Here is a 16660-nt window from a genome sequence, read left to right as displayed (position 1 = left end):
GCGGAAGCCTACGACGCCGCTCAGCCGACGAAGACGGCGACGGGCCGGGCTCCGTCCGCGGTGGGCTCGTAGAGCGCCAGGAAGGTGCCGTCCGGCGCGAACAGCGCGTGCTCGCCGGCGCCGGGCAGCACCAGGTCGAGGGGCCGTCCCACGCGCACCGCGGCGGACGTCGCCTCGTCCAGGTCGACGGCGGGGAAGGTCGCCCGGGCGGCGTCCGCGATGGGCAGCACCGACGGGGCGTCGGCGAGGTCCTCGAGGCTGCGGGCCCGGGAGAGGTCGAAGGCGCCGACGGCCGTACGCCGCAGCGCGACCAGGTGCCCTCCCACCCCGAGCGCGGCGCCGAGGTCGCGGGCGATGGCCCGGATGTAGGTGCCGCTGGAGCAGCGCACCGAGATGTCGACGTCGCTCCCCCGGACCCCGGTCACCTCGAGCGCGTGGATCGTGACCCGGCGGGCGGGCAGGTCGACGTCCTCGCCGTCCCGCACGCGCTGGTAGGCGCGCTTGCCGTCCACCTTGATCGCGGACACCGCGGTGGGCTTCTGGTCGATCTCGCCGACGAACACGGCGAGCGCCTCGCGGATGACCGCCTCCGTGAGGTGGTCGGTCGAGGCAGTGGCCACCACCTCGCCCTCGGCGTCGTCGGTGGTCGTCGAGGCGCCGAGGCGGATCGTCGCGTCGTACGCCTTCTCGGTGAGCATCAGGTGCCCGAGCAGCCGGGTGGCGCGGTTGACGCCGAGCACGAGCACGCCGGTCGCCATCGGGTCCAGCGTGCCGGCGTGGCCGACCTTGCGGGTGCCCAGGGCGCGACGCACCCGGGCGACGACGTCGTGGGACGTCATCCCGCCGGGCTTGTCGACGACCACGAGCCCGTCCGCGACGGGTGAGGTCACGCGTCCCTGCCGCCGGCGGCGCCGTCGTCGGACCAGACGTCCTCGGCGTCGTCGTCGAGGTCGCCCTCCTCGCGCGGCTTCTTGTACGGGTCCTCCTCGCCGGCGTACGCCGAGCCACGGCGTGCCGCGACCTCCTCGTCGAGGGCCTTGGCCCGGGCCAGCACCTCGTCGAGGGCGCGTGCGCTCTCGGGGAGGGCGTCGGGGATGAAGGTGAGCGTCGGCACGATGCGCATGCCGAGCTGCTTGGCGACCTCGGAGCGGATCACGCCCTTGGCCGACTCGAGGGCGGCGGCCGAGCTCTCGCGCTCCTCCTCGGCGCCGAGCACCGTGTAGAAGATGGAGGCCTGCTGGCTGTCACCGGTGACGCGGACGTCGGTGATGGTCACGAAGCCGAGGCGCGGGTCCTTGATACGGCGCTCGAGCATCTCGGCGACGATGACCTTGATGCGGTCGGCGATCTTGCGGACGCGGGGGTTGCTCATGGTTCCACTCTCTCAAACAGCGACCGGGCACGCCCGCCCTCGGTGGAGGACGGACGTGCCCGGTCAGCCGGGTGCGGTCAGCTGCGCGGGATCTCGCGCATCTCGAAGGACTCGACGATGTCGCCGATCTGGATGTTCTGGTAGTTCTTCAGCACCAGACCACACTCGAAGCCCTCGCGGACCTCGGACGCGTCGTCCTTCTCGCGGCGCAGCGAGGCCAGGTCGAGGTTGTCCGCCACCACGGCGCTGTCCCGGAGGATGCGCACCTTGGCGTTGCGGCGGATGACACCCGAGGTGACCATGCAGCCCGCGATGTTGCCGGCCTTGGACGAGCGGAAGATCTCGCGGATCTCCGCCTGGCCGAGGGCCGACTCCTCGTACTCGGGCTTGAGCATGCCCTTGAGCGCCGCCTCGATCTCCTCGATGGCCTGGTAGATCACCGAGTAGTAGCGGATCTCGACGCCCTCGCGGTCGGCCATCTCGGTCGCCTTGCCCTGCGGGCGGACGTTGAAGCCGATGATGATCGCGTCGGAGGCGGCCGCCAGGTCGACGTTGGTCTCGGTGATGGCACCGACACCGCGGTCGATGACCCGGATGCCGACCTCGTCGCCGACGTCGATCTTGGCCAGCGCGTCCTCGAGCGCCTCGACCGAGCCGGACACGTCGCCCTTGAGGATGAGGTTGAGCTCCTGGCTCTCGCCCTTCTCCATGGAGGCCATGAAGTCCTCGAGGCTGCGGCGCACGCGACGCTTGGCCTGCATGGCCGCCCGCTCGCGCGCCTCGCGCTTCTCGGCGATCTGGCGGGCCATGCGGTCGTCCTCGACCACGATGAAGTTCTGGCCCGCACCCGGGACCGCGCTGAGGCCGAGCACCATCGCGGGACGCGACGGGTCTGCCTCGACGATCTCGTTGCCGTGCTCGTCGAGCATGGCCCGCACACGACCGTGCGCCGGACCGGCGACGATCGAGTCGCCGACCCGCAGCGTGCCGCGCTGGACCAGCACGGTGGCGACGGGACCGCGGCCACGGTCGAGGTGCGCCTCGACCACGAGGCCCTGGGCGTCCTGCCCGGGATTGGCCCGCAGGTCGAGGGACGCGTCGGCGGTGAGCACGACGGCCTCGAGCAGCTTGTCGAGGTTGAGCCCGGCCTTGGCCGAGACGTCGACGAACATCGCGTCGCCGCCGTACTCCTCGGGGATCAGGCCGTACTCGGTGAGCTGGCCACGGACCTTGGTCGGGTCGGAGTCGGGCTTGTCGATCTTGTTGACCGCGACCACGACCGGTACGCCGGCCGCCTTGGCGTGGTTGAGCGCCTCCACCGTCTGCGGCATGACGCCGTCGTCGGCCGCGACCACGAGGATCGCGATGTCGGTCGCCTGGGCACCACGGGCACGCATGGCGGTGAACGCCTCGTGACCGGGGGTGTCGATGAGGGTGATGCGACGGTCGTTGCCGTCGACCTCGGTGTGGACCTGGTAGGCACCGATGTGCTGGGTGATGCCACCGGCCTCCTTGTCGACGACGTTGGCGTTGCGCAGCGCGTCGAGGAGCTTGGTCTTACCGTGGTCGACGTGACCCATGACGGTCACGACGGGCGGACGGATGACCAGGTCGGCCTCGTCGCCCTCGTCGGCGCCGAACTCGAGGTCGAACGTCTCGAGCAGCTCGCGGTCCTCGTCCTCGGGGGAGACGACCTGCACGACGTAGTTGAGCTCGTCACCGAGCAGCTCGAACGTCTCGTCGCCCACCGACTGCGTGGCGGTCACCATCTCGCCGAGCGAGAACAGCATCTGCACGAGCGCGGCCGCGTCGACGTTGATGCGCTCGGCGAAGTCGGTCAGCGAGGCGCCGCGGGGCAGCCGGACGGTCTCGCCGTTGCCCTTGCGGACGCGCACGCCACCCAGGGTCGGGGCGTCCATGGCCTCGAACTCCTGGCGACGGGCGCGCTTGCTCTTGCGACCTCGACGCGACGGGCCACCGGGGCGACCGAAGGCACCCTGGGTCTGGCCACGCTGGCCGGGACGACCGCCACCGGGACGACCGCCACCGCTGGGGCCGAAGCCGCCGGGAGCGCCGCCGGGGCCACCGCGACCGGGAGCACCGGCACCGGCACCACCGCGACCGGGCGCACCGCCACGGGCGGGAGCACCGGGACGACCCGGCGCGCCACCGCGGCCACCGGGACCACCGGGGCCGGGGCGACCGCCGGGGCCCGAGCCGAAGGCGGCCGGGGACTTGGGCATCATCGCCGGGTTGGGGCGCGGCATGCCGGGACGGCCGGGAGCGCCACCGTCACGCGCGGCCGGGGGCCGCGGCGGACGCTGCTGCTCGGCCGGGGCCGCGTCGCCACCGGGCGCGGGCGCCGGACGGCGGCCCATGCCCTGGCTGGACGCGAACGGGTTGTTGCCCGGACGCGGGGCGCCGGGACGTGCCGAGGGCCGGGGAGCCGGCGTCGCGGGCTTGGGCGCAGCAGCCGAGGCGGACGCCTCGGCGGCCGGAGCCTCGACGGGCGCCGGGGCCTCGGCGGCGGGCGCCTCGGGCTCGGCGGCGGGGGCCGGCTTGGGGCCGGGCTTGGGGCCCGGTCGGGGGCCGGGGCTGGACACCGGCGCGGCCGGGGTCTCAGCAGGGGCGGCAGCAGCAGCGGCGGGCGCAGCGGCCGGGGCGGACGCCTCGGCAGCCTTCGGGGCCGGCGCCTTGGGGGCCGGCTTGGCCTCGGGCTCGGCGGCCGGGGCGGACGCGGCGGCGGACTTCAGCTCGTCGCCGTACTGCTTCTTGAACCGCATCTCGACGGGGGGCTCGACAGTCGACGAAGCCGACTTGACGAACTCACCCATCTCCTTGAGCTTCTCGAGAACGAACTTGCTCTCGACGCCGAACTCCTTGGCGAGTTCGTGGACTCGGGTCTTGGCCACAATTCTCCTTCTGGCCCGAGACCCGTCGTCGCAGGAGTGCGGCGGGGTGGTTCGGACCGTTAGCGGGTGTGCAAACTCATCGGGAAGTACTCATCGAGTGCTCATGAGCTGCTGCTCCAGTCTCTGATCGGTACTGATCTGGTCGGTGCTGCTCGGTCGGTCGTGCGTCAGTGCTGTGCGAGGTGCTGCTGGGCCGTCAGGTGCTCTGCCACGGGCGTGCTGGAGAGTGCCTCCCCTGCCCTGAGGGCCCGGGAGAACGCCCGCCGGCGTACCGCGAGGTCGTAGCAACCGGTCGTGGGGTGCAGGTGCGCCCCTCGGCCCGGAGCCGTGCCGCGTGGATCGGGGCTGACGACCGACTGGCCGCTCGCGTCCGAGCCGATGACGACACGCAACAACTCGCTCCTGGTGGCCCGCTCCCGACAGCCGATGCACGTGCGGATGGGCACGTGCGAGCTCTCGGTCATGGTCACCACCCAGAACTCTATCGCCTCCGCCACAGAATCCCGAATGGCCCCACGGGGCCGCCCACCCGTACGGGCCGGTCAGGCCTCGGGGGTCGGCGCCTCGTCGGAGCGGATGTCGATGCGCCAGCCGGTCAGGCGTGCGGCGAGGCGGGCGTTCTGGCCCTCCTTGCCGATGGCGAGCGACAGCTGGTAGTCGGGGACGACCACGCGGCACGAGCGGGCAGCCGCGTCGACGATCTCCACCGAGCTGACGCGCGCCGGCGACAGGGCCTGCGCGACGAACTCGGCGGGGTCCTCCGAGAAGTCGACGATGTCGACCTTCTCCCCGTGCAGCTCGGCCGTGACGTTGCGGGCCCGCTGGCCCATCGGGCCGATGCAGGCGCCCTTGGCGTTGACTCCGGGGACGTCGGAGTAGACGGCGATCTTGGTCCGGTGGCCGGCCTCGCGGGCGATGGCCGCGATCTTGACGGTGCCGTCCGCGATCTCGGGGACCTCGAGCGCGAAGAGCTTCTTGACGAGGTTGGGGTGGCTGCGCGACAGCGTGATCTGCGGCCCGCGCATGCCCTTGCGCACGGAGACGACGAGGGTCTTGATGCGCTCGCCGTGCTTGTACTCCTCGCCCGGCACCCGCTCCCCCGTCGGCAGCAGCGCCTCGAGCTTGCCCAGGTCGACCATCACGTCGTCGGGGTTGCGACCCTGCTGGATGATGCCCGAGATGATGTCGCCCTCCTTGCCGGAGAACTCGCCGAAGCGGATGTCGTCCTCGGCGTCGCGCAGCCGCTGGAGCATGATCTGCTTCGCCGTCGTGGCGGCGATCCGGCCGAAGCCGGCAGGCGTGTCGTCGTACTCCTCGGAGGCGTTGCCCTCCTCGTCGACCTCGCGGACGAGCACGTTGACGTGGCCCGTCTTGCGGTCGAGCGTGACGCGCGCGGTCTCCTGCGCGCCGGGGGTCTTGTGGTACGCGGTGAGCAGTGCCTGCTCGATCGCCTCGACGAGCACGTCGAAGGAGATCTCCTTCTCGCGTTCCAGCATCCTCAGGATGCTCAGGTCGATGTCCATCAGGCGTCCTCGCTCTTGTCGCTCTTGCGGTTGAACTCGATCTGCACGAGCGCCTTGGAGACGTCGGCGTAGGGCACCTCGCGGTGGGTGCCGTCGACGTCGAGCGTCGCCGCGGTCTCGTCGCAGGTGGTGATGCGGCCGGTCAGCGTCTCACCCTCGACGAGGGTGACCTTCACCAGGCGGTCGGCGTTGCGGCGCCAGTGGCGCGGCAGGGTCAGCGGCCGGTCGACGCCGCGCGAGGTCACCTCGAGGGTGTACGGCATCTCGCCCATCACGTCGGACTCGTCGAGCACCTCGGAGATCGCGCGCGTCGCGTCGGCGACGTCGTCGAGGGTCACCCCACCGTCCTTGTCGACGGCGACCCGCAGCACGCGTCGCTTGCCGGCCGGTGTCACCTCCACCGCCTCCACGTCGAGGCCCCGGTCGGCCAGGGGTCCGGTGAGGGTCTCCTCGATCCGGTCCCGGGTGGCGTCCTGCTTGGCGCTGCTCACGAGTGTGCGACCTCCTTGTGCTGTTGTCCTTCGGGGCCACGATAGCGGCTGTACCGGGACGTTCCACCAGCGGCGGATAGGGTTCCCGGCGTGCCAGCGACCGCCCGCCCCGTCTCCCGCCGTACGGCGGTCGGCGTCACGCTGGCAGGGACGCTCGCAGGCTCCGGGTTGCTGGCCGGGTGCACCCTCGACCCGCCCGCCCCGGACCCGGCCGACGGCGCCCCGGTCGAGCCGGAGCCGGACGCCGACGTCGTGCTGCTCGGCACGGTCCTGGACGAGCTCGACGCCACCACCGCACTGGTCGCCGCGACGACGGAGAGGCACCCGGGACTCGCCACCGGGCTGGAGCCGCTGCTCGCGGTGCACGCCGCGCACCGCGCCGTCCTCGACGGGGCCGCCGAGGTCGAGCAGGACGCCGCCGTGATCCCGACCGTGCCCGGTCGGCCGAGGCTCGCCCTCGACGGCGTACGCCGCTCCGAGACCCGCCTCGTGGCGACCCTGCGGGAGTCGACCGGGGCCGCCCAGAGCGGCGACTTCGCCCGCGCGCTGGCCAGCATGGCCGCCTCCCTCACCCAGCACCTCGTTGTGCTGGGCGGCGACGGGGCCGCCGCATGACCGCCCTCGACGCGCTGCAGGCCACCCTGTCGGCCGAGCACGCCGCCCTCCACCTCTACGGCCTCTACGGCGGGCGCACCTCGCAGTCGGCCGACCCGGCGCTCTTCGAGGCCCTGCAGGACGGCTACCGCGTGCACCGCGCGCGACGCGACCAGCTGCGCCTCATGGTCGCCGACCTGGGCGGCGAGCCGGTGGCCGCGGGTGCGGCGTACGACGAGCCCGCCGGCCTGCGCGGTCCGGCGCGCGTGGCCCGCGAGGCGCTGGGCACCGAGCAGGCCTGCGCAGAGACGTACGCCGCGCTGGTCGCGCAGACGTCCGGCCGACAGCGCCGCTGGGGTGCCACCGCGCTCACCGAGGCGGCGGTGCTGCAGCTGCGGCTCGGCGGTCGGCCCGAGGCGTTCCCCGGGGCACCCGAGCTCGGCTGATCCGCAGCGACGCGGATCCGGTGGAGACACCCCGGAAACGGGAATGGTCCGCGCCCTCACCGAGTGGGGAAGTCCCGAGATCTCCCCCAGCCGGTGAGGACGCGGACCAGGGGGTTGGTCAGCATCACCCGTGTGACTCGCCATGTGGGGTGGCGGCACATGCAGAACTATGCAGCACCGTGGGGGCCGCGCCTACCTTCTTCGGGTTGCATCTTCCTGCGATGCGTAAACCTGCAAAAGTACGCCCGCTCAGCCCAGCCGGCGTACGGCCTCTGGCACCTGCGACAGGGCGTGCACCACGGCGTGCGGCTCTCCCTCGGTGTGCCCGACCTGCCCGGCCGGGATGGTGCTGAGCGGCACGTGGATCGCGCCGAGCCCGGCCTGGCGGGCGCCCCAGATGTCGTCGAAGAGCCGGTCACCGACGTAGACGCACGCCGCGGGGTCGTCGACCCCGACCGCCTCCATCGCGGCGGCGAAGGCGCGCGGGGAGGGCTTGGTCCACGGGATCTCGCTCGTGTAGACGTCGCCGTCGACGAGGTCGTAGACCCCGTCGCGCTCGAAGAAGCCCACGTGCCACTCCCGCGGCCAGATCGTGTTGGAGAGCACGCCGACGCGCAGGCCCATCGCGCGCAGCTCCTCGAACATCGGGCGGCACTCGGGGTCGGTCGCGGTGTGCGGCTCCCAGAACGCGTAGTAGGCGTCCAGCAGCTCCGGGTCGTGCTCGAGCCCCGCCTCGGTGAAGAGGTCGGCGATGGTGGCGCTCTGCTGGTGGTCGCGGCTCCTCCCCCACACGACGTCGCCCGCCGCGTGGAGCCGGGCCGTGATCTCTGCGGCGGAGTGGTGCTCGGCGTTGACGACCGCCTGCGCGAGCGCGAGCGACTCGGCGTGGAAGTCCACGTCGTGCCAGCGCGTCAGGGTGCCGCCCCAGTCGAAGATGACGGCCTGCAGGTCGGTGGAAGAGGGCATGACCGGAGAACCTACCGGGGCTACGGTCCTCCCATGAGCGTCCCGGAGGCACCACGACAGGTCGACGGGCAGGGGTACGGCCCGGTGGCGAAGTCGTTGCACTGGGGCACGGTCGTGGCGCTCGTCGGTCAGTTCACCGTCGGCTACGTCATGGTGCTGGGAGACGACGACCTGCTCCCCCTGCACGTCGCGCTGGGAGCGACCGTCCTGGCGCTCGCGGTCGCGCGGGTCGCGTGGCGGCGCACCCACGCGCTCCCGCCCTGGGCGGAGACGCTGTCACCGGCCGAACGGACGTTCACGCACTGGAACGAGCGCCTGCTCCTCGCCCTGCTGTTCGTGATCCCGCTGTCGGGCCTGTCGTTGCTCGTGGTCGACGACGACCTGCTGGTGCTGCACGTCGCGAGCCACCTCACGTTCTTCGCCGCCCTGGCCGCCCACGTGGGGCTGGTGCTCAAGCACCAGCTCCTGGACCGCGACCGGCTGCTCCGCCGGATGCTCTGATCAGCCGCGGACGACCGCGGCGACGTGCGCCGCGGCCTCCGCCACCGGCACGTCCTGGCGGTCGTCGCTCGCCCGGTCGCGCACCTCGACCACGCCGTCGGCCAGGCCCCGACCGACGGTGACGATGGTGGGCACCCCGATGAGCTCGGCGTCCTTGAACTTCACTCCCGGGCTCACCTTGCCGGCGCGGTCGTCGTACAGGACGGTGATGCCCTGCGCGGACAGCGCGGCCGCGAGCTCCTCGGCGGCCGCGAAGATCGCCGGGTCCTTGCCGGCGGCCACGACGTGGACGTCGGCGGGCGAGACGTCGCGCGGCCAGCAGAGCCCGCTGTCGTCGAGGGTGCCCTCGGCGATCGCTGCCACGGCGCGCGACGGACCGATGCCGTAGGAGCCCATGGTGACGGTGACCAGCTTGCCGTTCTCGTCCAGCACCTTGAGGTCGAGCGCCTCGGCGTACTTGCGGCCGAGCTGGAAGATGTGGCCCATCTCGACCCCGCGCGCCGACTCCAACGTGCCCTCGGTGCAGTTGGGGCAGGCGTCGCCGTCGCGCACGTCGGCGGCCTCGATGGTGCCGTCGGGGGTGAAGTCCCGGCCGACGACCAGGTCGAGGACGTGCGAGCCGGGCGTGTTGGCGCCGGTGACCCAGCGGGTGCCCTCGACGACGCGGGGGTCGACGAGGAAGCGGATGCCGGACGCGGACTCCTCGCCCAGCGCCTCCGGACCGATGTAGCCCTTGACCAGCGCGGGGTGCCGGGCGAGCTCGGCCTCGTCCATCGCCTCGACCTCGATGGGCTCGAGCTGGCCCTCGAGGCGCTTCTGGTCGACCTCACGGTCGCCGGGCACGCCGATGGCGAGCGGCTCGCGCGTGCCGTCGGGGTGCTTGAGGACGACGAGCACGTTCTTGAGGGTGTCGCCGGCCGCCCAGGGGCGGTCGTCGCGGGGGTACGCCGCGTTGAGGTGGTCGACGAGCGTGTCGATGGTGGGGGTGTCGGGGGTCTCTTCCGCGTGCGCGGCGGGCGCGTCGTCGTACGACACGGCGTCCGGGGGCCGGACGGCGACGGCCTCGACGTTGGCGGCGTAGTCGCAGTGCGTGCAGCGGACGTAGGTGTCCTCACCCACCGAGGCCTTGGCGAGGAACTCCTCGCTGGCCGAGCCGCCCATCGCACCCGAGGTCGCCTTGACGATGACGTACTCGAAGCCGAGGCGGTCGAAGATCCGGACGTAGGCCTCGCGGTGCTTCTGGTACGACGCCTCGAGGCCGGCGTCGTCGACGTCGAAGGAGTAGGAGTCCTTCATGACGAACTCGCGACCGCGCAGGAGGCCGGCGCGGGGACGCGCCTCGTCGCGGTACTTGGTCTGGATCTGGTAGATCGAGAGCGGCAGGTCCTTGTAGGAGCCGTAGAGGTCCTTGACGACGAGGGTGAACATCTCCTCGTGCGTGGGACCGAGCAGGTAGTCGGCGCCCTTGCGGTCCTGGAGGCGGAAGATGCTGTCGCCGTAGTCGGTCCAGCGGCCGCTCGCCTCGTAGGGCTCCTTGGGCAGCAGCGCGGGGAACAACAGCTCCTGGGCGCCGATGGCGTCCATCTCGTCGCGGATGATGTTCTCGATGCGGCGCAGCACCCGCAGGCCCAGCGGCAGCCACGTGTAGATGCCGGGGGCGGCGCGCCGGATGTAGCCCGCGCGGACCAGCAGCCGGTGACTCGGGACCTCCGCGTCGTTGGGGTCGTCTCGGAGAGTGCGGACGAACAGGCTCGACATGCGGAGGATCATGGGGCGAAGGCTACTGGCGGCCTGCCGGGCACCGCGAACCAGATTGCTGCAACCGGCGACCGTCGCGCCGCGTCTCCCTGTCGAGACGTCCACCCAGGCACCACCCAGTCACCGGGAGAGACCATGACGCGCAGGCTCCGAGCTCTCACCCTCACCCTCGCCGTCGGTACGGCGGGCGCCCTGCTGGCCGCCACGCCCGCCGTTGCCGCCCCCACCGAGCTGGACCCCGCGGACCTGCCCCGGGGCGCGGACATCGCGATCCCGCACATGGACGGCACGACCTTCGTCGACGGGGACCGCCGGGTGGAGATCGACGCCGAGCGCGCCACCCTGCTCGGCCGCTCCGGTCGGGCCTTCATCATCGGCACGTCGGGCGAGGACGGCCTCCGGCCCTACCGTGTCGTCCGGCTCCGCCCCGACGACACGGTCAAGCCGCTGCTGCGGTCCAGCCCGTGGAGCATCACCGTCTCCGAGGACGGCAAGAGGCTGGTGCGGCTGCGCAACGGCAACCGCCGGAGCTCCCCGGTGAGCATCCACTCCGCCCGCAGCGGGACGCTCCTCCGGGAGCGCGGCTTCCGGGACTACCCGAGCGTGCTGGGCATGCAGGGCCGGCGGGTGCTCCTCACGACCTGGGAGCGCGGCGTCTTCTGGTGGGACATCCGCAGCGGGCGGACCACCACGGTGACCAGCCGGCCGGCGGGCCATGCCGACCTGGAGCACGACCTGCTGGCGACCTACACCGACGACCCCTACCTCGACGGCTGCACGGTGCTGAGCCGCCTCTCGCGCCCGGCCCGGACGCTGTGGAGGTCGTGCTCCGAGCGGGTCGAGAGCGTCAACACCGACGGCACCGGCGTCGCCACCGTGCACATCCTCAGCGACGGCATCGGCCCGAGCCGGGTCACGCTCCGCACCGTGCGTGGGACCAAGGTCGCCCGCTACGACGCCGAGCGGTGGTTCGGGTCGATCCGCTGGGAGGACGCCGACACGGTGCTGCTCGACACCAACGGCACGGAGTTCGCCACCGTCCGCTGCGTGCTCACCGCCTGCGAGAACGCCAGCGACCCCGAGCCGCCGATCGTGCTGCGTACGACGCGCTGGGGCGCGGGTCCCTCCGCACCCTGACGGTCAGCCTCGGGCCGCGCGGAGCGCCGTACGGATCATCGGCAGCTGGAGCGGGAGCCGGGCGAAGGCGGCGGCCTTGAGCCCGGTCCTCCGGCTGTCCTTCACGTCGTTGGCCATCTTGATGTTGGCCGGGTAGACGGCGAGGAGCAGCGCGGCGCTCGCCCAGCCGGCGACCCGTCGGGTGCGCGGGTGCAGCAGGCCCGCGGCGCACAGCAGCTCGGCCACGCCGCTGGCCAGCACGACCTCGCGGTGGGCGGGCACGAGCGACGGCACGATCGGCTCGTAGACCTCGGGCTTGGCCAGGTGCAGGGCCCCGGAGATCGCGAAGATGCCGGACAGGGCCTTGATGTCGCGGGTCAGCGGCGAGGTCGTCATGGCGGTGACCCTAGACGGACCCCGGCGCCGAGCGGAGTCGGGACTCAGAACATCAGCGTCGAGAACCGTGCGGACTCCGTGAAGCCCACCCGGGCGTAGGCGGCCCGCGCCGGGGAGTTCCACTCGTTGACGTAGAGCGAGACGGCCGGCGCGATCCGCTGGCGGACCATCTGCACGACGGCGGCCATGCCCCCGACCGCCAGGCCCTCGCCACGGCGTTCGGGGTCGACGTACACGCCCTGCACCTGCGCGGCGTACGGCGTCGCGCACGCGACCTCGGCCTTGAACACCACCCGGCCGTGGTCGTCGAAGCGGGCGAAGGACCAGCCGCGGGAGATGAGCTGCTGGACCCGGGTGCGGTAGTAGTCCTTGCCGCCGCCGGCCTCGGGCGATACACCGACCTCCTCGGTGTACATCGCCACGCAGGCCGGGTAGAGCGCCGGCAGGTCGTCACGGGTGGTGAGCCGGACGTGCGGGTCGGGACGCACGGCCGGGTCGTCGTCGATCTGGAGGTGGGGCTGGCGCCAGCGGGCCTCGCGCGGGGTGCCCCACCGGTCCCCCACGACCTCCCAGAAGGCGGCGACCGGCTCGTGCGGCCCGACGATCGTTGCGGTGGAGCGCACCCGGGTCAGCGCCCGGTCGGCGAAGGCGGCCATGTCGTCGCCCGTGCACTCGACCGGCACGAGGTTGGCCCCCATGTGGCAGCCGGCGACCAGGGTGGACCCCTCGAAGCGACCCCACACCTCTCCACCGAGCCAGCGCGGCTCGAGGTTGGTGATCCGGGCGCGGTAGTCCGCAAAGACGTTGACGACCGGGTTGCGCGCGGTCAGCGCGAGGAACTGGTCGCGGTCGTCCGGCCCGAGCAGCCGCACCTGCGCGCTCCCGGCCCGGTTGCCCGTCTCCTGCTCGGTCACCACGGCTGCGAGCCTGCCACAGATGGGGTACTGCGCGCTGGGGTCTCGCTAGGGTGCACGGGTGACCGCCGCCGCCTCCTCCCCGACGGAGGGGCCGCTCGAGGCGTACCGCGCACTGGTGCAGGGGCTCGGCGGCGTCGACGAGTGGTACGACGACGACCGGGTGCGACCAGGGCAGGACCTCGTCACCTCGGCGGTCGGCTCGATCGGCCTCCCCGGGCTGCTCGACGCCCGCGCGGAGTCGCGTCGCCTCGTCGAGGACGACGGCATCCGCTACGGCGGCCTGACCGACGAGGTCGACCGCGGCCGCAGCTGGGTGATCGACCCGCTCCCCGTCGTCATCGGCACCGAGGAGTGGGCCGCGCTCGAGCGAGGGCTCCACCAGCGCGCCGAGCTGCTCCAGCTGGTCCTCGACGACCTGTACGGCGACCGCCTGCTGCTGCGCGACCGGGTCATCCCGGCCCCGGTCGTGCTCGGCCACCCCGACTTCGTGCGGGCGGCCGACGGGATCGCCGGGCAGCGGCTGGTCGTCGGGGCCACCGACCTCGCCCGCGACGCCGGCGGACGCTGGACGGTGATGGCCGACAAGACCGCCGCGCCCTCGGGTGCCGGCTACGCGATGGCCAACCGGCGGGTCACCAGCCGCGTGCTCGCCGAGGTGCACCGGGACGCCTCGCTGGCCCGGCTGCGCGGCTGGTTCCACACGATGGCGGCCGCGCTGGGCAGCGCGGCCCGGGTCGACGTGGACATGCCGCGGGTGGTGCTCCTCTCCCCCGGCGCGGGCTCCGAGACGGCGTACGACCAGGGCTTCCTGGCCACCCTGCTGGGCTTCCCGCTCGTGGAGGCCGACGACCTCAGCGTCCGCGGCGGCCGGTTGTGGATCCGGAGCAGCGCGCGGCGCGAGGAGGTCGACGTGGTGCTGCGCCGGGTCGACGCGGACTACTGCGACCCGCTCGAGCTGCGGTCCGACTCCCAGCTGGGCATCGCCGGGCTGGTCGAGGCGACCCGTCGCGGCTCCGTCCGGATGGCCAACCCGCTCGGCGCGGGCGTGCTCGAGAACGCCGGACTGGTGGCCTTCCTGCCCGAGGTGGCCCACCGGCTCCTCGGGGAGGACCTGCTCCTCCCCTCCGCGACGACGTGGTGGTGCGGCGACTCGCCGGCCCGCTCGCACGTGCTGGCCAACCTCGACCGGCTCGTGGTCAAGCCGGTCGCCCGGGGCCCGGTCCTGTCGGCCCGCTTCGGCTGGGAGCTCGACGCGGCCGGTCGCGACGACCTGCGCCGGGAGGTGGAGGCCCGTCCGTGGGCGTGGGTCGGCCAGGAGCCGGTCCCGATGTCGACGGCCCCCGTCGTGACCCCCGGCGGGCTGGCCCCCGGCCGCCTGGTGCTGCGCACCTTCGGCGTCACCGACTCCGAGCACCACCACGTCATGCCCGGCGGTCTGGCCCGGGTCAACACCGACGCGTCCTCCTCGCTCGTCTCCAGCATGAGCGGGGCGATCGCCAAGGACGTCTGGGTGCTGTCGGACGACACCGCCGGGGTCGGCGGGTGGCGGGGTGCGCCCCCCGAGGCGCAGCCCACGCTGGTCCGCCTCCAGCGTCGGGTGGCGGTGGCCCCCCGGGTTGCCGACAACCTCTACTGGGTGGGCCGGTACGCCGAGCGCGCGGAGGGCACCGCCCGGCTGCTCCGGGTCGCCGACGACCTCGCCGCGGACCACGCACAGCGGCCCGGCACGCCCGGCGCCACCACCATGGAGGTGATGGTGCAGGCCGCGGCTGCCGTCACCGGCGTGCAGCCCGTCCAGGGCCAGGGGCCGGTGGACCACCTGCGCTCGATGGTGGGCGACGTCACGCGGACCGGCACCGTGGCGCACGCCTGCCACCGCCTCGTGCTGGCCGCCGAGAGCGTGCGCGACCAGCTGTCCCAGGACATCTGGCACATCCTGAGCAGGCTCGACCGCACCCTCGGGCGGCCGCCATCCCCCCGGGCCCCGCTCCGGCCCCAGCTCGACAACGTGCTCGAGTCCCTGCTGGCCGTCGCCGGCGTCGTCCACGAGAGCATGGTCCGCGACCAGACGTGGGGCTTCCTGGACGGCGGCATCCGCGTCGAGCGGGCCCAGCACACCCTGGCCCTGCTGCGGGCGACGCTCACCTCGGAGCGTCCACCGGTCATCGACGGGCAGGTCACCGAGGCGGTGCTGGAGGCCAGCGAGAGCATCATCACCCACCGCCGGCGCACGACGTCCGGCGAGGGACCCGCCTGGCCGTTGCACTCGGCCACCTCGCTGCTGCTGCTCGACGGCGGCAACCCGCGGTCGGTCGCATTCCAGGTGGCCCGCCTCGGCGAGGCCCTGCGCCTGGCCGGCGACGCCACCCTCGTGGACCGCTGCGACGCGCTGGCCGCCCTGCTCGACTCCCTCGACCTCGACGAGCTGTGCGCGGGCGACCGGGCCGCGCTCGGGGACGCGCTGGGCACCGTCGGGCGCGCGCTGCGCGACCTGTCCGGCGAGCTGGGCACGCGCTACTTCGGCCGCAAGCCTCCCTCGCGGGTGCTGCTCGGCCAGTGGGGCGGGCAGCGCTGATGGGCCGCCAGGGACCCGACGACTTCACCCCCCGCCGCTACGAGGTCCGGCACCGGACGACGTACACCTACGAGGGTGCCGACGTCACCGCGTGCTACGAGCGCGGCTTCCTCGGCCCACGCCTGACGCCCACCCAGCGGGTGCTCAGCAACGAGGTCCACGTCTCCCCGGAGCCCGACCTGGTCAGCGAGCACGTCGACCACTTCGGCAACCGGTCGTCGTACGTCGAGGTGCGGACCCCGCACCGGGTGCTCGAGGTGACCAAGACGAGCGTGCTGGACGTCGACTGGCCCGAGGTCGATCTCGACGCGCTGGACGCGTGGACCGTGGGCGAGGCCGTCGCCGCACTGGCCGAGGACGCCGACCCGGTGGAGCACGCGTCGTACCTCCTGCCGTCGCCGCTCGTCGCCGTCGACGATGCCGTGCGCGACTACGCCCTGCGCGTCCTCGACCCCGCGGTCCCGCTCGGGCAGGCGGTCGTCGGGCTGACCCACGCGATCTTCGAGGACTTCACCTACGCCTCCGGGGTCACCAACGTGCGGACCACCCTCCCGGAGCTGCTCGACCTGCGGCAGGGCGTCTGCCAGGACTTCACCCACCTGGCGCTGGGCTGCCTGCGGGCGGTCGGTCTACCGGCGCGCTACGTCAGCGGCTACCTGGAGACCGCTCCCCCGCTCGGGCAGCCTCGCCTCGAGGGCTCGGACGCGTCCCACGCGTGGGCGTCGGTGATGGTGCCGGGCGGGGGGTGGGTCGACCTGGACCCGACCAACGACCACCTCGCCGACTCGCGCTACGTCGTGACCGCGTGGGGTCGCGACTTCCGGGACGTGTCCCCGCTCAAGGGCGTGGTCTTCACCGAGGCCAGCGGCTCGTCCCTGGACGTCGGGGTCGACGTGGTGCGGCTGCCGTCGCCGGACACCCTCGGCTGAGGCAGCCCCACCTCGGGGTAGGCAGCCCCGCCTCGGGGTAGTCCGTGACGATCGGACCCCTGACAGTCGGGCGGGTTCTAGGGAGTGATGCAACACCTCGATGTTGAGGAGTTGTTGTCATGGGTCGTCCGAAGCATCCACGTGAGTTCGATCGACGGTTCTGG

16 protein-coding genes are annotated in these 16660 nt (G+C 73.0%); 6 read left to right on the top strand and 10 right to left on the bottom strand.

Annotated elements, in window-relative coordinates; genetic code table 11:
- Positions 1-20: 20 nt before the first annotated feature.
- The 6 genes from truB to rimP all read right to left on the bottom strand — a co-directional run bounded on the left by truB (position 21) and on the right by rimP (position 6298).
- Complete coding sequence (gene truB, locus DAE25_RS22390; RefSeq protein WP_107768514.1) at positions 21-890, bottom strand: tRNA pseudouridine(55) synthase TruB; 870 nt, start codon at positions 888-890, stop codon at positions 21-23.
- The gene (gene rbfA, locus DAE25_RS22385; protein ID WP_107768513.1) at positions 887-1372 is read right to left on the bottom strand and encodes a 30S ribosome-binding factor RbfA; all 486 of its coding nucleotides are present in this window, start codon (positions 1370-1372) and stop codon (positions 887-889) included. Before rbfA ends, truB begins: the two co-directional genes overlap by 4 nt.
- A 77-nt stretch (positions 1373-1449) precedes the next feature.
- Positions 1450-4284, bottom strand: coding sequence for a translation initiation factor IF-2 (gene infB, locus DAE25_RS22380; RefSeq protein WP_107768512.1), 2835 nt, complete (start codon positions 4282-4284; stop codon positions 1450-1452).
- Positions 4285-4451: 167 nt separating this feature from the next.
- Positions 4452-4748: a YlxR family protein gene (locus tag DAE25_RS22375; protein ID WP_107768528.1), complete on the bottom strand. Its 297-nt coding sequence runs from the start codon at positions 4746-4748 to the stop codon at positions 4452-4454.
- Positions 4749-4826: 78 nt separating this feature from the next.
- Entirely contained in the window at positions 4827-5807 is a 981-nt protein-coding gene (nusA, locus tag DAE25_RS22370; RefSeq protein ID WP_056885578.1) for a transcription termination factor NusA, read from the bottom strand.
- Complete coding sequence (gene rimP / locus DAE25_RS22365) at positions 5807-6298, bottom strand: ribosome maturation factor RimP (RefSeq protein ID WP_107768511.1); 492 nt, start codon at positions 6296-6298, stop codon at positions 5807-5809. The genes nusA and rimP overlap by 1 nt, the downstream gene beginning before the upstream one ends.
- Before the next feature lie 90 nt (positions 6299-6388).
- Here rimP and DAE25_RS22360 point away from each other — a divergent pair, with 90 nt between their 5' ends.
- Positions 6389-6913: a hypothetical protein gene (locus DAE25_RS22360; RefSeq protein ID WP_107768510.1), complete on the top strand. Its 525-nt coding sequence runs from the start codon at positions 6389-6391 to the stop codon at positions 6911-6913.
- Complete coding sequence (locus tag DAE25_RS22355) at positions 6910-7338, top strand: ferritin-like domain-containing protein (protein ID WP_107768509.1); 429 nt, start codon at positions 6910-6912, stop codon at positions 7336-7338. Before DAE25_RS22360 ends, DAE25_RS22355 begins: the two co-directional genes overlap by 4 nt.
- Positions 7339-7587: 249 nt before the next feature.
- On the opposite strand, the gene DAE25_RS22350 is transcribed toward DAE25_RS22355, so the two are convergent.
- On the bottom strand, positions 7588-8304 hold the full coding sequence (locus DAE25_RS22350) for an HAD family hydrolase (RefSeq protein ID WP_107768508.1): 717 nt from the start codon (positions 8302-8304) through the stop codon (positions 7588-7590).
- 33 nt (positions 8305-8337) lie between these two features.
- Here DAE25_RS22350 and DAE25_RS22345 point away from each other — a divergent pair, with 33 nt between their 5' ends.
- Positions 8338-8805 (top strand): cytochrome b, encoded by a 468-nt coding sequence (locus DAE25_RS22345; protein ID WP_107768507.1) that lies wholly within the window; start codon positions 8338-8340, stop codon positions 8803-8805.
- Here the strand turns inward: DAE25_RS22345 and DAE25_RS22340 are convergent, their stop codons facing one another.
- Positions 8806-10575 carry a proline--tRNA ligase gene (locus DAE25_RS22340; RefSeq protein ID WP_107768506.1) on the bottom strand — a complete coding sequence of 590 codons (1770 nt, stop codon included), beginning with the start codon at positions 10573-10575 and terminating at the stop codon, positions 8806-8808.
- Positions 10576-10698: 123 nt separating this feature from the next.
- On the opposite strand from DAE25_RS22340, the gene DAE25_RS22335 reads away from it, so the two are divergent.
- Positions 10699-11700 carry a hypothetical protein gene (locus DAE25_RS22335; RefSeq protein WP_107768505.1) on the top strand — a complete coding sequence of 334 codons (1002 nt, stop codon included), beginning with the start codon at positions 10699-10701 and terminating at the stop codon, positions 11698-11700.
- A gap of 3 nt (positions 11701-11703) precedes the next feature.
- On the opposite strand, the gene DAE25_RS22330 is transcribed toward DAE25_RS22335, so the two are convergent.
- Together DAE25_RS22330 and DAE25_RS22325 are read right to left on the bottom strand one after the other, a co-directional pair.
- Positions 11704-12075 (bottom strand): DoxX family protein, encoded by a 372-nt coding sequence (locus DAE25_RS22330; RefSeq protein ID WP_107768504.1) that lies wholly within the window; start codon positions 12073-12075, stop codon positions 11704-11706.
- Between the two features lie 44 nt (positions 12076-12119).
- Positions 12120-12992 carry a GNAT family N-acetyltransferase gene (locus tag DAE25_RS22325; RefSeq protein WP_234411206.1) on the bottom strand — a complete coding sequence of 291 codons (873 nt, stop codon included), beginning with the start codon at positions 12990-12992 and terminating at the stop codon, positions 12120-12122.
- A gap of 58 nt (positions 12993-13050) precedes the next feature.
- Here DAE25_RS22325 and DAE25_RS22320 point away from each other — a divergent pair, with 58 nt between their 5' ends.
- Together DAE25_RS22320 and DAE25_RS22315 are read left to right on the top strand one after the other, a co-directional pair.
- On the top strand, positions 13051-15567 hold the full coding sequence (locus tag DAE25_RS22320; protein WP_107768503.1) for a circularly permuted type 2 ATP-grasp protein: 2517 nt from the start codon (positions 13051-13053) through the stop codon (positions 15565-15567).
- The gene (locus tag DAE25_RS22315; RefSeq protein WP_107768526.1) at positions 15567-16496 is read left to right on the top strand and encodes a transglutaminase family protein; all 930 of its coding nucleotides are present in this window, start codon (positions 15567-15569) and stop codon (positions 16494-16496) included. The genes DAE25_RS22320 and DAE25_RS22315 overlap by 1 nt, the downstream gene beginning before the upstream one ends.
- Positions 16497-16660: the final 164 nt, after the last annotated feature.

This window comes from Nocardioides terrigena (genome assembly GCF_003047265.1).
In the GTDB taxonomy this organism is placed as follows: Bacteria; Actinomycetota; Actinomycetes; order Propionibacteriales; family Nocardioidaceae; genus Nocardioides; species Nocardioides terrigena.
The sequence above is the reverse complement of the archived record's forward strand: the minus strand, read 5'-3'. Positions and strand labels throughout refer to the sequence as shown.

What these genes read in the sequence shown, in the direction of transcription:
- rbfA (WP_107768513.1), bottom strand. Translation starts at nt 1,372, where the DNA reads ATGAGCAACCCCCGCGTCCGCAAGATCGCCGACCGCATCAAGGTCATC.
- DAE25_RS22375 (WP_107768528.1), bottom strand. Translation starts at nt 4,748, where the DNA reads ATGACCGAGAGCTCGCACGTGCCCATCCGCACGTGCATCGGCTGTCGG.
- nusA (WP_056885578.1), bottom strand. Translation starts at nt 5,807, where the DNA reads ATGGACATCGACCTGAGCATCCTGAGGATGCTGGAACGCGAGAAGGAG.
- DAE25_RS22355 (WP_107768509.1), top strand. Translation starts at nt 6,910, where the DNA reads ATGACCGCCCTCGACGCGCTGCAGGCCACCCTGTCGGCCGAGCACGCC.
- DAE25_RS22350 (WP_107768508.1), bottom strand. Translation starts at nt 8,304, where the DNA reads ATGCCCTCTTCCACCGACCTGCAGGCCGTCATCTTCGACTGGGGCGGC.
- DAE25_RS22345 (WP_107768507.1), top strand. Translation starts at nt 8,338, where the DNA reads ATGAGCGTCCCGGAGGCACCACGACAGGTCGACGGGCAGGGGTACGGC.
- DAE25_RS22340 (WP_107768506.1), bottom strand. Translation starts at nt 10,575, where the DNA reads ATGATCCTCCGCATGTCGAGCCTGTTCGTCCGCACTCTCCGAGACGAC.
- DAE25_RS22335 (WP_107768505.1), top strand. Translation starts at nt 10,699, where the DNA reads ATGACGCGCAGGCTCCGAGCTCTCACCCTCACCCTCGCCGTCGGTACG.
- DAE25_RS22330 (WP_107768504.1), bottom strand. Translation starts at nt 12,075, where the DNA reads ATGACGACCTCGCCGCTGACCCGCGACATCAAGGCCCTGTCCGGCATC.
- DAE25_RS22315 (WP_107768526.1), top strand. Translation starts at nt 15,567, where the DNA reads ATGGGCCGCCAGGGACCCGACGACTTCACCCCCCGCCGCTACGAGGTC.